The organism is Stutzerimonas stutzeri (assembly GCF_038561965.1).
GTDB classification, from domain to species: domain Bacteria; phylum Pseudomonadota; class Gammaproteobacteria; order Pseudomonadales; family Pseudomonadaceae; genus Stutzerimonas; species Stutzerimonas stutzeri_AA.
Genome location: NZ_CP139348.1, coordinates 3,916,222 through 3,928,728, shown reverse-complemented (window position 1 = coordinate 3,928,728; position 12,507 = coordinate 3,916,222). Strand labels below are relative to the sequence as shown.

The window sequence follows — 12,507 nt, the reverse complement described above, 5'->3', positions numbered from 1 at the left end:
GGGCTCTTCAGCTCCTCGCTGCGTGATAGAGGCTCACACGCCTGAACTCTGCAGGCTCTGCCAGATCCGGCCAGGTGCAGGCATCAAGCACATCCAGGCGCCGGTACAGCGGGTGGGCGAAATCGCGCACTCGCGAATCGGCCACTAGCGCTTCGCGTCCGCGACTGAGGAAGTGGTCCAGCAGCGGCAGGTTGGCGCGGTCGTAGAGCACATCCGCGACGATGATCAGGTCGTAGTGATCCGCTTCGCCGAAGAAGTCCTGCGAATAGCGTAGCTCGACATCGTTCAGGGCGGCATTGGCCTGGCAGGCGGCAAGCGCCAGCGGGTCGAGGTCGCAGGCCACCACTTCGGCTGCGCCCGCCTTGGCAGCGGCGATGGCCGCGACGCCCGAGCCGGCACCGAAATCCAGCACGCGCTTGCCACGTACCCACTCCGGCCGCTCGGCCAGCCAGCGGGCCAGCACCAGGCCGCTGGCCCAGCAGAAGCTCCAGTACGGCGGGTCTTCGAGAATCCGCCGGGTTTCTTCGGGGCTGAACGCGCGGTCCATATTGGCGGCGTCGATCAGCCATAACTTTAAATCGGTGCCCGGCAGCGGTTCGGCGACCAGGTATGCGTCGCCCAACAATTCATTCAGCGCCACCTGTAATACTGCGGGTGCCGTCACGGCGCTGGGACTAGCTGCAGCGGGCCGAGAGCCTGGCTGGCTGGGCTGGAGATGGTTCGTGGTGGGAGGCGCATGATCAGCTGGCCGGCCCGCGTGACCCGGCCGCGCAGCTCGACACGCTGACCGGTGGGGAAGGCGTCGGGGTTGAACTGCAGGATGAAGGGCAGTTGGCTGTCGCGGCCCTTGAGCTGCACGTTGCTGAGCAGGCGATCCGGCTGGTCGCGACGATCGACCTCCAGCAGGGCCAGTTCCACATCGCTGCCAGCCGGTGCACCAATCAGGCTTCCGCTCAGCTCGTTGAGCAACTTGGAGTGGGGCGCGCTGCTCAGTTCGACAGGTGCCTGTGGCGGTTCGCTGGGCTGGCTGCTGCAGCCCCCAAGAAGGGCCAGCAAGGCGGGTAGAACGAGAAGACGTGGTGGCACGGAAAGGCTCCTGAGCGACGGGTGCGGGCTTGTATAGCAGCAAAGCCGTCGCCTTGTCTTGCCGGTCGGATGCGCTACCATGGCCGTCCCGACGTACGACCGATTTCAGCCCCATGCATTGTCCCTTCTGTGCCGCCAACGATACCAAGGTCATCGATTCCCGCCTGGTTGCCGAAGGCGATCAGGTGCGCCGTCGCCGCGAGTGCCTGGCCTGTGGCGAGCGTTTCACCACCTTCGAAACCGCCGAGCTGGTGATGCCCCGACTGATCAAGTCCGATGGCAGCCGCCAGCCATTCGACGAGCAGAAACTACGCGCCGGTATGCAGCGCGCGCTGGAAAAACGGCCGGTCAGCGTCGAGCGCCTTGAAGCGGCCATCGCGCATATCAAGCATCAGTTGCGCGCCACTGGCGAGCGCGAGATCAAGTCGCGCGTGCTCGGCGAGCTGGTGATGGCCGAGTTGCAGAAGCTCGATGAGGTCGCCTATATCCGCTTTGCCTCCGTCTACCGCCGCTTTCAGGACCTCAACGAGTTCCGCGAGGAAATCGAGCGACTGTCCCGCGAGCCCGCGAAGCCCGAATGACTACCGATCACGCCTGGATGGCCCATGCGCTGCAGCTGGCGCGTAAGGGGCTGTATTCGACTCATCCGAACCCACGGGTCGGTTGCGTCATTGTCGCGGGCGGTGAGCTGGTCGGCGAAGGCTGGCATGCGCGCGCCGGCGAGCCGCATGCTGAGGTCCACGCGTTGCGCCAAGCGGGTGAGCGTGCGCGCGGCGGCACCGCCTACGTCACCCTCGAACCTTGTAGCCACCATGGGCGCACGCCGCCCTGTGCCGAAGCGCTGGTCAAGGCCGGTGTCGGGCGGGTGGTCGCGGCCATGCAAGACCCCAACCCGCAGGTCGCTGGGCGTGGCCTGCAATTGCTGCGCTGCGCCGGCATCGAAGTCGCCAGCGGTGTGCTGGAAGCCGAGGCGCGCGAGCTCAATTGCGGCTTTATCAAACGCATGGAAAGCGGCCTGCCATTCGTTCGCGCCAAGCTGGCGATGAGCCTGGATGGGCGCACTGCGATGGCCAGCGGCGAAAGCCAGTGGATTACCGGCCCGGCGGCCCGTGCCGAGGTGCAGCGCCTGCGTGCCCGTTCCAGCGTAGTGCTGACCGGCGCCGATACCGTAATGATGGATGCCGCGCGGCTGACCGTGCGCGGCGCCGAGCTGGGGCTGGATGCGGAAACCACGGCGCTGGCGCTGCAGCGCCCGCCGCTGCGGGTGCTGGTTGATGGCCGCCTGCGCGTGCCGCTGGAGGCGCCATTCTTTCAGGCTGGTCCGGCACTGGTCGCTACGGCTGTGGCGGGCTGCGAGGATGGCTATCGTGCTGCGGGCCATGAGGTGCTGGTGCTGGGCCAGGAGCGGGTCGATCTGGCTGCGCTGTTGAATGAGCTGGCCGCGCGCGGCGCTAACGAAGTGCTGGTCGAAGCCGGGCCGCGGCTGGTCGGTGCCTTCGCCAGTCTCGGTCTGATCGACGAGTATCAGCTGTTCATGGCGGCCAAGTTCCTCGGCTCCTCGGCGCGGCCGTTGCTTGAGCTGCCGTTGGAGCGCATGAGCGAGGCGCGCGAGCTGAAGATCGTCGACATCCGGGCGGTGGGCAACGACTGGAAGATCGTGGCGCGCCCGGCGAACTGATAGACAGCGTGTCAGGCGATAGCCTGGGTCTTGCATTCCCATAGCTGCTATCGGGCGATAACGGGCTGCCCCGCGTCGCTATTTGTGTTAAAAACGCTGCCGGGCCGCAAGCGGCCCAACGTTCTCAGGGCGGGGTGCGATTCCCCACCGGCGGTAATGGCTTCGGCCTAGCCCGCGAGCGCTTGCTTAGGCAAGGTCAGCAGACCCGGTGTGATTCCGGGGCCGACGGTATAGTCCGGATGAGAGAGAGCGGGATATCCCGATGGGCGCCGTTCGTGCGTCCGTCATGCATCCCTATCGATCTGTAGCGCCCTGTTTTTCTAAAACAGGAGTTCGTCGTATGCAGCGTTTCACCAGCCTTCCACGGGAGGCCACATGTTCACTGGAATAATCGAAGCCATCGGTACCATCCGTGCGCTCACGCCCAAGGGCGGCGACGTACGCGTGCTGGTCGAAACCGGCAAGCTGGATCTGGGCGACGTCAAGCTGGGCGACAGCATTGCGGTCAACGGCGTCTGCCTGACTGCAGTGGAGCTGCCGGGTAACGGCTTCTGGGCCGATGTCAGTCGCGAAACCCTGGCACGTACCGCCTTTATCGATCTCAAGGCCGGTAGCCGGGTCAATCTGGAAAAGGCTTTGACGCCCACCAGCCGCCTCGGCGGGCACCTGGTCAGCGGTCATGTCGACGGTGTCGGCGAGGTCGTGGCCCGGGAAGATAATGCCCGCGCCGTGCAGTTCCGTATCCGTGCACCGCGCGAGCTGGCCAAATATATCGCGCTCAAAGGCTCGATCACCGTTGATGGCACCAGCCTCACGGTCAATGCAGTCAACGGCGCCGAATTCGAGTTGACCATCGTGCCGCACACCCTCGGCGAAACCATCATGGCCGACTACCGCACTGGGCGGCAGGTGAACCTGGAGGTCGACCTGCTGGCGCGTTACCTGGAGCGCCTGATGATGGGCGACAAGGCCGCCGACCCCAAGGCCTCGGGGCTTACCGAAGGTTTTCTCGCCGAGCACGGCTACCTGAAGAATTGAGGAGACGCCCCATGGCGCTCAATACCGCTGAAGAACTGATCGAAGACATCCGCGCCGGCAAGATGGTCATCCTCATGGATGACGAGGACCGCGAGAACGAGGGCGACATCATTGTCGCTTCCGAATGTGTGACCGCCGAGCACATCAACTTCATGGCGCGCTTCGCCCGCGGCCTGATCTGCATGCCGATGACTCGCGAGCGCTGCGAGCTGCTCAAACTACCGCTGATGGCGCCGCGCAATGGCTCGGGCTTTGGCACCAAGTTCACCGTCTCCATCGAGGCGGCTGAAGGCGTGACCACCGGCATCTCTGCCGCAGACCGTGCGCGGACCGTGCAGGCCGCCGTGGCCCGTGGTGCGAAAGCCGAAGACATTGTCAGCCCCGGCCACATCTTCCCGCTGATGGCGCAACCAGGTGGCGTATTGGCGCGTGCCGGTCATACCGAGGCCGCCTGCGATCTGGCGCGCATGGCCGGTTTCGAGGCCAGCGGCGTGATCTGCGAGATCATGAACGACGACGGCACCATGGCGCGTCGCCCGGAGTTGGAGCTGTTCGCCGAACAGCACGGGCTGAAGATCGGCACCATCGCCGACCTGATCCACTACCGCATGATCCACGAGCGCACCGTCGAACGAGTTTCTGAGCAGCCGCTGGAAACCGAGCTGGGCCAGTTCAACCTGGTTACCTATCGCGACGGAGTCGAGGACACCGTGCACATGGCGCTGACCCGCGGCGAAATCTCCCCGGAAGAGCCGACCCTGGTGCGCGTGCACAACATGGAGCCGCTGCGTGATTTGCTATTGGTCACCGTGCCGGGCCGCTGGAGCCTGCGCGCCGCAATGAGCGAGGTGGCCAAGGCCGGCAAGGGCGTGGTGCTGCTGCTCGGCAACCCGCTCACCGGCCCGCAATTGCTGGCGCAGCTGACCCGCCAGCAACCGCCGACACCGGCCACCTACAGCACCGTCGGCGCCGGTTCGCAGATCCTGCGTGACCTGGGCGTGCGCAAGATGCGCCTGATGAGTGCGCCGATGAAGTTCAACGCGATATCCGGCTTTGATCTGGAAGTTGTAGAATACCTCCCGGCCGAATAATCAGAGGCGCCGCGCAGTCCGCGGCGCCTTCGTTCTTTAAAGAGATGAGAAAACACCCATGCCCCTGAAGACCATCGAAGGAACCTTCATCGCCCCGCAGGGCAAATACGCCCTGGTCGTTGGCCGCTTCAACAGCTTCGTCGTCGAAAGCCTGGTCAGCGGCGCGGTCGACGCGCTGGTTCGCCATGGCGTCAGCGAGAACGACATCACCATCATCCGTGCACCGGGTGCCTTCGAGATTCCGCTGGTCGCGCAGAAAGTCGCACAGCAGGGTGAATACGACGCCATCGTCGCCCTGGGCGCGGTCATTCGTGGCGGTACACCGCATTTCGAATACGTCGCCGGTGAATGCACCAAGGGCCTGGCCCAGGTTTCCATGGAGTTCGGCGTGCCGGTCGCCTTCGGCGTGCTGACTGTCGATTCCATCGAGCAGGCCATCGAGCGTTCCGGCACCAAGGCCGGCAACAAGGGCGCCGAAGCCGCACTCTCCGCGCTGGAAATGGTGAGCCTGCTGTCGCAGTTGGAGGCGAAGTGAGCCTGAATCACGACGATAGTCAGGACGCCCCGCAGCCCAAGGCGAAGGGCAAGATCGCCACGCGCCGGGTTGCGCGCAGCCTGGCGATGCAGGCGTTGTATCAGTGGCATATGGCCGGCCAGAGCCTCAACGAAATCGAGGCGCAGTTCCGCGTCGACAACGATTTCTCCGGCGTGGACGGCAGCTACTTCCATGAGCTGTTGACCGGTGTTGCGCGCAGCAAGAGCGAAGTCGACGGTGCCATCGCGCCGAACCTCGACCGTCCGCTGGACGAGCTCGATCCGGTTGAACTGGCGATCCTGCGATTGTCCACCTACGAGCTGATGCAGCGCATCGATGTGCCCTATCGTGTGGTCATCAACGAAGGCATCGAGCTGGCCAAGGTTTACGGCGCTACCGACGGGCACAAGTTCGTCAACGGCGTGTTGGACAAGCTGGCCCCCTCGCTGCGCAGCGCCGAAGTGCGCAACCACAAGCGCTGAGGGCTGCTCGCCTTGCTGGGTGAGTTCGAGCTGATCCGTCATTACTTTGCTGCCGCCGCTTGTGCCAGGGCTGGCGGCGAAGTCGTTCTCGGCATCGGCGACGATTGTGCCCTGCTGCAGATTCCGGCCGGCGAGCAACTCGCCGTGTCCACCGACACCCTGGTTGCTGGGGTGCATTTTTCCGATCCCTGCAATCCCTTCCTGCTCGGCCGGCGAGCGCTAGCCGTGGCTGCCAGTGATCTCGCCGCCATGGGTGCCGCGCCCATCGGTTTCACCCTTGCGTTGACCCTGCCTGCCGGTGACCCACTCTGGCTGGCGGAACTCGCCCGTGGTCTGGATTCGATGGCGCTTGATTGCAGCCTGCGTTTGATTGGTGGCGACACCACCCGTGGTCCACTGAGCCTGACTGTGACGGTGTTCGGCCGGGTCCCGGCCGGGCAGGCGCTGCTTAGATCCGGCGCGCAGGTCGGCGATCTGCTCTGCGTGGGCGGTGTGCTCGGTGAGGCGGCCGGGGCGTTGCCGCTGGTGCTTGGCCAGGCCGCAGCCGACCCAGACATCGCCGAACACCTGCTGGCGCGCTACTGGTCGCCACAACCACAGCTGGCCTTGGGCGAGGCGCTGCGAGACAAAGCCACCGCAGCGCTGGATATCTCCGACGGGCTGCTGGCCGATTGCGGGCATATCGCCAAGGCTTCGGCTGTTGCGCTGCAGATCGAGCGTGATCGCCTGCCGCTGTCCGAACCTTTGCGGCGTTTCGCCGGTGAGGCCGAAGCGTTGCGCTGCGCGCTGGCCGGCGGTGATGACTACCTGTTGGCCTTCACGCTGCCGCCCGCTGAACTGCCTGCACTGCTCGAGGCCGGTTGGCCGCTCCATGTCATTGGCCGGGTAGAGGCGGGGCAGGGTGTGCAACTGCTCGATGCGGCGGGCAACGAAGTGGCCGTGTCCGAACGCGGTTACAACCATTTCAATGGGTAAGCGCTGCCGCGGGCCTGCAGCCGCTTGCCACCGATCCGATAAGGAACGCTGTTTTGACTGACTCCTCACCGGTCGCGGCCAAGCCGCAAAGCCTGGTCTGGTCCAATCCCTGGCACAACCTGGCGTTCGGCTTCGGTTCGGGGCTCATGCCCAAGGCCCCGGGCACCTGGGGTTCGCTGGTGGCGCTGCCGTTCGTGCCACTGTGGCAGCTGCTGCCGGGCTGGGGTTATCTGCTGATGCTCGGCGTGACCATGCTGTTCGGTGTCTGGCTGTGCGGCAAGGTAGCCCGCGAGCTCGGCGTGCACGACCACGAAGGCATCGTCTGGGATGAGTTCGTCGGTATCTGGATTACCTTCTGGCTAGTGCCGGAAGGCTGGTACTGGATACTGCTCGGTTTCGTCATCTTCCGCGTGATGGACATCGCCAAACCCTGGCCGATCAGCTGGGTCGATCGCCACATCCATGGCGGCATCGGGATCATGCTCGATGACATCCTCGCCGGTATCGCCGCCTGGGCCGTCATGCAGGGGCTGGTGGCGCTGTTGGTTTGATTGTGCGTCCGGTCGCTGCAGCGGGCCGGCTGTTGATGGATGATCGGCCGTCTGGCCTGGACGGCCTGGTTTCGAGGAAAGAGCCATGCGTAGCATCCACGTTCTGTGTGCCAGCCTGTTGCTGCTGCCTGCTCTGGCGCAAGCAGCGCCCATGGTGCAGGTGGTCGGGCTGTTTCCGGGTGCCGCGGTGGTCAATGTCGACGGCCAACGCAAGCTGGTCAAGGTCGGCCAGACCGGCCCAGGCGGCGTGCAGGTGGTCAGTGCCGATGCCAGCGGTGCGGTGCTGCGCGTCGATGGCGTTGAGCGTCACTACAACCTGAGCCGCGAATACAGCGGGGCCTACGCCACGCCAAGCAAGACCCAGCTGAGCGTGGCCAAGGGCGCCGGCGGCCATTACTGGATCGCCGGTACGATCAATGGCCAGCCGATCCAGTTTCTCGTCGATACCGGTGCTACCTCGGTCGCGATCAACGAACATCAGGCGCGCCGACTGGGCATCGACTATCGGGTCGACGGCCGGCCGATGGTGGTGAGCACTGCCAGCGGTACCGCTAAGGCCTGGCGCGTGCATCTCAGCAGCGTCAAGGTCGGTGCGATCGAGGTGATCGGTGTGGAGGCGGTGGTTGTCGAAGGTGGCTCGCCCACCGAGGCGCTGCTTGGCATGAGCTTCCTCGGCCGCGTCAGCTGGCGCGAGGAGCAGGGCGTGCTGGTGCTGGAATCGAAGACGTCCTGACGACCGGCCGCTAAGCTCGCAGGGCGGCACGATTGGCGCTTTTACCGGCGAAACTCTCCAGCCTGATTCGCCTTTTGTTGGTGTTACAATGTCCGCTTTTCCGCCTCTGGGATTTCCGCCCGTGTCTGTCGTGTTCGTCGCCGCTTCCCAACTGCCGACGCCGTTCGGCGTGTTCACCATGCATGGTTTTCTCGACCAGGACACTGGCAAGGAGCATGTCGCGCTGACGCTCGGCGACGTGGCTGACGGCGAGCCGGTGCTGGGCCGCCTGCATTCCGAATGCCTGACCGGTGATGCCCTGTTCAGCCTGCGCTGTGACTGCGGCTTTCAGCTGGAAGCGGCACTGCGCGCGATTTCCGACGAGGGCCGCGGCGTGCTGCTTTATCTGCGTCAGGAAGGTCGTGGCATCGGCCTGCTGAACAAGATCCGCGCTTATGAACTGCAAGACGCCGGCGCCGATACCGTCGAGGCCAACGAGCGCCTCGGCTTCGCGCCTGACATGCGCGACTACGGCATCTGCCTGCCGATGCTCGAACATCTGGGCATTGCCGAAATCAAGTTGATGACCAACAACCCGCGCAAGGTCAAAGCGCTGCAGGGCTTCGGCATTCGCGTTGCCGAGCGCAAGCCGCTGCAGATCGCACACAATCCGCATAACCGCAAATACCTCGCGACCAAGGCTGGCAAGCTCGGCCACATGCTCGGCGAGATTCACCAGGGCGAAGCCGAGCAGTCGTGACGCGAGCCGCCGCCCGCCGCCAGCTCGCGCGCGATGGCTGGCTGCATACGCTGCTGATGGTGCTGCCGGTGCTTATCCTTGGGCGCGCATCGGTCGTGTTGGCCGACTGGGGCTTGCCGCTTTTCGCCGCAGGCCTGGTCTCGCTGTTCTTCAGCCTGCGGGCCTTCACCCGATTCAAGCATGCACTGATTGCCACCGAGCAGGCGCTGAACAGCCCTGCAGAGGCCGACGCCTGGAGCCATCTGCGCCGCGTTCGCCGTCGCGGCCTGCTGGTCGCCTCGCTACCGGCCTGGTTTGCCGCCGCCGGCGCGCTGCTGGGCATGGAGCCGGTTGCTCGCCTGTTGCTGGTATTCGGCAGCCTGGTCTTGCTGGTGCTCTACCGCATTCCGCGACACCTGCACTGATGCGACGTCTGCTGCTAGCCGCGCTGGTTTCTCTGGCGACGCTACCTGCGCTGGCCGCCGAACGTGTTGTGAGCCTGGCGCCATCGCTCAGCGAAATCATGCTCGAACTCGACGCCGCCGACCGGCTGGTCGGTGTGCTGGACGGCGGTGAGCGGCCCACTGCGCTGCAGTCCGTACCGTCTGTGGGGCGCTATGGGCAGGTGGAAATGGAAACCCTTCTCAGCTTGCAACCTGATCTGGTGCTGCTCTGGCCGGACAGCGTTCCGCGCAGCCAGCGCGAGCAGCTGCAACAATTCGGCATCCCCGTCTTGGTTGTCGAGCAAACCCATCTTGAAGGCCTGGCCGAGCAGTTCGTCGTGGTCGGCAATGCGGTGGGTCGCGCCGAACAAGGCGAACGCCTGGCCGAACAGTTTCGTGCAGGCCTCGCCGAGCTACGCATGAGCTATGCCCGCGAGCGTTCGCTACGGGTGTTCTATCAGGTCTGGAACCAGCCGCTGTATACCCTCGGCGGACAGCAGATCATCAGCGAAGCCATTGAAGTCTGTGGCGGCCGGAACGTCTTTGCCGACCTGACCCTGGCAGCGCCGCAGGTCAGCATCGAGGCTGTGCTCGCCCGCGACCCGGAGGTGATCCTCGCTGGCAGCGGCGCGCAGTTGGATGAATGGAAGGCCTGGCCACAGCTCAGTGCCGTGCGCAGCGGTCGGCTGCTTGAAGTGCCCGACAAGGGACTGGAGCGGCCGAGCTTCCAGATGCTGGGTGCGATCGGGAAGCTCTGCGAGGTGATGGCGGCGGCGCCCTGAGCGAGCGCGCCGTTGCACGCGATTAGAGCGAGGGCGTCCAGGTGACGGCGAATAGCGCGGTGCGGCCTTCGGTGTTGTATCCGTAGCGGCCGTTGGCGGTGCTGTAGGTGGTTTCCGCATAGTCCTTGTCGAACAGGTTGTTCAGCTTCAGGTCCAGCTTCACCTCCGAGTTGGTCTGCCAACTGCCACGTAAGCCAAGCAGGCCGTAGCCGCCCAGCTCGATGGTATTGTCGGCGTCGTCATAGCGGCCGCTGACGGCTCTCCAGCTAGCGCCCACCGAAAACTCGCCCAGCCGCCGGTCCAGATCCAGGCTTAGCGTGCGCTTGGCGCGACGGGCGAGTGTATGACCGCTATCGCGATCGCGTGGGTCCATCAGGCCGGCCGCGAGGCTAGCCTGCCAACCGAACACGTCCTGCCGGAGGGTGGCCTCCAGGCCGTTGATCCGTGCGGTCTGGACATTCTGAGGGATCCAGGAGGCGTCCGAGACGATGGCGTCCTGAATGTCAGTGCGGTACAGCGACAATTCCAGCGACCCGCTGTCGCTATAGCGATTGCGCCATTGGAACTCATAGCTCTTGGATTTTTCGGGCGTAAGGTCCGGGTTTCCGAACCTAGAGTCGTACAGTTCGTTAAATGTCGGGGCGCGGAAGCCCTCGCTGTAGGACACGACCACGTCGTTGCGGGTATCCAGCGGTACGGTTAGCGCCGCGTTCCAAGTGTTCTCGCTTCCGTACTGTTCGTTCTTGTCGTGGCGCAGGCCAATCTCTGTAGAGAACGCATTGCTGGTATAGCGGTGCTGGATGAAGGCTGCCTGGTTCCAGCGTGAATCCTGGGCAAAGTCGCTCGAACTGTGCAGTTGGTCCTCATGCCAATCGGCACCGAGCAACAACTGATGAGCCGGATCGAGCTGAAGCGTGTTTACCCAGCTGGCTGAGTCACGATAGGTCGAGTAGCTGTGAAACACATAGTCAGGAGCCAGTGGGCTGTCGTTTCCAGTGTCCCGCTTGTCCTCGCTGTGCCCGACCTCGACGCGACTGTTCCAGACATCATTGAGTTCGGCGTCAACGAACCCGGAGATGCTGCTCAGCTGGAAATCCACGGTCGGCTGAAAGCCCTCGAAGGTGTCGTCGAACTCAATTTCGCCTCGCTGATCCAGTGCGCTGATACCCGCCTCGAACCGATCATTAAAGCGGTGCGCAAGATTCAGGCTAAGCGAACGATTGCGGTAAGCGTCGTCATCGCCATTGGCGCCGAAGCTATCGCGCGTAGCGTCGATACCTTGGGTTTCATCCAGCGCGGCCCCCAGGTTAAAGCGAGTCTGGCCATTCCCACCGGAGAGGTTCAGGCTGCGTTCGAATGTGCCGTTGCTTCCCACGCCGAAGCGGACCGCAGGCGCAAGCCCCTGACCGCTGCCTTGGCGAGTGAAGATCTGTACCACCCCGCCGATGGCATCCGAGCCATACAGCGCAGACCGCGGGCCGCGCACGACTTCGATCCGTTCGATCTGATCGGGGCTGAGAAATTCGAGGCTGCTGGTGCCGCTGGAGGTTGCTGCGATGCGCTGACCATCGACCAGAACCAGGGTCTGGGTACTGGAGGTACCGCGAAGAAACAGGCCGGTTTGGCTGCCTGCTCCGCCTGTGCGGGTAATGCTTGCGCCCGGCACACGTTCTAGCAGCTCGACGACGCTGCGGACCTGCAGCCGCTCGATATCTTCGCGGTTGAAAACGGTGGTAGCCGCCGGGGTCTGGCTGCGTCGCTGTGGTTCGCGGTTTGCGCTGACCACCGTGTCGGAGAGCTTAAGCGCTTCTTCTCGCGACAGATCGGCCGCATATGCGTGAACGCCAGGCAGCAGCGCCACGGCCAGGGCAAGTCGGGACAGTTTCATTCTTGGAATTCCTCAAAAGATCGCAGACTTTTGAGGAGGGCAGGAACAAGCGCGGGAATGACGGGCAGCAGCGCTTGACGGTGCTGCCCTCCGCAACACCAGTCGAATCCGTCAGGCCGGTCTCCGGGCTTTCGACGCGCATCACGCTCACCTTCCCATGTCGAAACACAGTGGCTTTCGAGCGGACGGCGATCCCTGAGGATCGCGGTCGATTACCGTTGCGGGGGCAGCGCCGGCCTTGCTCATCGAGCGCACCGGCTTCCCGTTTAATGCGGACCTTGCGGTCGTGCACACCTGGGCGGATAAGAAAACGCGCGAACCTTACGGCGGGTGGTGGGCAAACACAAGCGGACGAATGGCCGCAAGGGCCGCCAGCGCCTGTGGTTTCCGAGCAAAGCCGCGTTCCAAGGCTGCTCGCAGGTTGCTTGAAAAACATCCAGCCGCGATGGTGTTGCGCGCAGCAGAATGTTCAGCGATCTGCGCTGACTTGCTTGACGGCCGCGTTGG

At 64.3% G+C, this 12,507-nt stretch carries 15 protein-coding genes and 2 riboswitches; of the genes, 12 read left to right on the top strand and 3 right to left on the bottom strand.

The genetic code is table 11. The features are described 5' to 3' along the window. Positions 1-7: 7 nt before the first annotated feature. A complete protein-coding gene (locus SM130_RS18125) occupies positions 8-664 on the bottom strand; it encodes a class I SAM-dependent methyltransferase (RefSeq protein WP_102824685.1) in 657 nt (218 codons plus the stop codon). Beyond that, positions 661-1,086, bottom strand: a complete 426-nt coding sequence (locus tag SM130_RS18120) for a YbaY family lipoprotein (RefSeq protein WP_102824686.1) — start codon at positions 1,084-1,086, stop codon at positions 661-663. The genes SM130_RS18125 and SM130_RS18120 overlap by 4 nt, the downstream gene beginning before the upstream one ends. Positions 1,087-1,199: 113 nt before the next feature. Here SM130_RS18120 and nrdR point away from each other — a divergent pair, with 113 nt between their 5' ends. The 12 genes from nrdR to SM130_RS18060 all read left to right on the top strand — a co-directional run bounded on the left by nrdR (position 1,200) and on the right by SM130_RS18060 (position 10,112). Next, positions 1,200-1,667: a transcriptional regulator NrdR gene (nrdR, locus tag SM130_RS18115; protein ID WP_003281766.1), complete on the top strand. Its 468-nt coding sequence runs from the start codon at positions 1,200-1,202 to the stop codon at positions 1,665-1,667. Continuing rightward, positions 1,664-2,764: a bifunctional diaminohydroxyphosphoribosylaminopyrimidine deaminase/5-amino-6-(5-phosphoribosylamino)uracil reductase RibD gene (gene ribD, locus SM130_RS18110; RefSeq protein WP_102824687.1), complete on the top strand. Its 1,101-nt coding sequence runs from the start codon at positions 1,664-1,666 to the stop codon at positions 2,762-2,764. Before nrdR ends, ribD begins: the two co-directional genes overlap by 4 nt. Before the next feature lie 116 nt (positions 2,765-2,880). Then, a riboswitch (FMN riboswitch) is annotated at positions 2,881-3,019 on the top strand. Positions 3,020-3,139: 120 nt separating this feature from the next. Beyond that, entirely contained in the window at positions 3,140-3,802 is a 663-nt protein-coding gene (locus SM130_RS18105) for a riboflavin synthase (protein WP_102824688.1), read from the top strand. An 11-nt stretch (positions 3,803-3,813) separates the two neighbouring features. Next, entirely contained in the window at positions 3,814-4,893 is a 1,080-nt protein-coding gene (ribBA, locus tag SM130_RS18100; protein ID WP_102824689.1) for a bifunctional 3,4-dihydroxy-2-butanone-4-phosphate synthase/GTP cyclohydrolase II, read from the top strand. A gap of 58 nt (positions 4,894-4,951) precedes the next feature. Beyond that, positions 4,952-5,428 (top strand): 6,7-dimethyl-8-ribityllumazine synthase, encoded by a 477-nt coding sequence (gene ribH, locus SM130_RS18095; RefSeq protein WP_003289143.1) that lies wholly within the window; start codon positions 4,952-4,954, stop codon positions 5,426-5,428. After that, complete coding sequence (nusB, locus tag SM130_RS18090) at positions 5,425-5,910, top strand: transcription antitermination factor NusB (RefSeq protein ID WP_102824690.1); 486 nt, start codon at positions 5,425-5,427, stop codon at positions 5,908-5,910. The genes ribH and nusB overlap by 4 nt, the downstream gene beginning before the upstream one ends. A 12-nt stretch (positions 5,911-5,922) precedes the next feature. Beyond that, entirely contained in the window at positions 5,923-6,885 is a 963-nt protein-coding gene (gene thiL, locus SM130_RS18085; RefSeq protein ID WP_102824691.1) for a thiamine-phosphate kinase, read from the top strand. Positions 6,886-6,938: 53 nt separating this feature from the next. Then, the gene (locus SM130_RS18080; protein WP_102824692.1) at positions 6,939-7,436 is read left to right on the top strand and encodes a phosphatidylglycerophosphatase A family protein; all 498 of its coding nucleotides are present in this window, start codon (positions 6,939-6,941) and stop codon (positions 7,434-7,436) included. Between the two features lie 85 nt (positions 7,437-7,521). Beyond that, positions 7,522-8,169, top strand: coding sequence for a retropepsin-like aspartic protease family protein (locus tag SM130_RS18075; protein ID WP_102824693.1), 648 nt, complete (start codon positions 7,522-7,524; stop codon positions 8,167-8,169). 121 nt (positions 8,170-8,290) lie between these two features. Beyond that, positions 8,291-8,908: a GTP cyclohydrolase II gene (gene ribA / locus SM130_RS18070; RefSeq protein WP_102824694.1), complete on the top strand. Its 618-nt coding sequence runs from the start codon at positions 8,291-8,293 to the stop codon at positions 8,906-8,908. Beyond that, positions 8,905-9,312 carry a hypothetical protein gene (locus tag SM130_RS18065; protein WP_102824695.1) on the top strand — a complete coding sequence of 136 codons (408 nt, stop codon included), beginning with the start codon at positions 8,905-8,907 and terminating at the stop codon, positions 9,310-9,312. Before ribA ends, SM130_RS18065 begins: the two co-directional genes overlap by 4 nt. Continuing rightward, positions 9,312-10,112 carry a cobalamin-binding protein gene (locus SM130_RS18060; protein WP_102824696.1) on the top strand — a complete coding sequence of 267 codons (801 nt, stop codon included), beginning with the start codon at positions 9,312-9,314 and terminating at the stop codon, positions 10,110-10,112. The genes SM130_RS18065 and SM130_RS18060 overlap by 1 nt, the downstream gene beginning before the upstream one ends. 22 nt (positions 10,113-10,134) lie before the next feature. Here SM130_RS18060 and SM130_RS18055 read toward each other — a convergent pair whose 3' ends face one another. Beyond that, complete coding sequence (locus SM130_RS18055) at positions 10,135-12,000, bottom strand: TonB-dependent receptor domain-containing protein (RefSeq protein ID WP_102824697.1); 1,866 nt, start codon at positions 11,998-12,000, stop codon at positions 10,135-10,137. Positions 12,001-12,097: 97 nt separating this feature from the next. Then, a riboswitch (cobalamin riboswitch) is annotated at positions 12,098-12,314 on the bottom strand. Between the last annotated feature and the right edge of the window lie 193 nt (positions 12,315-12,507).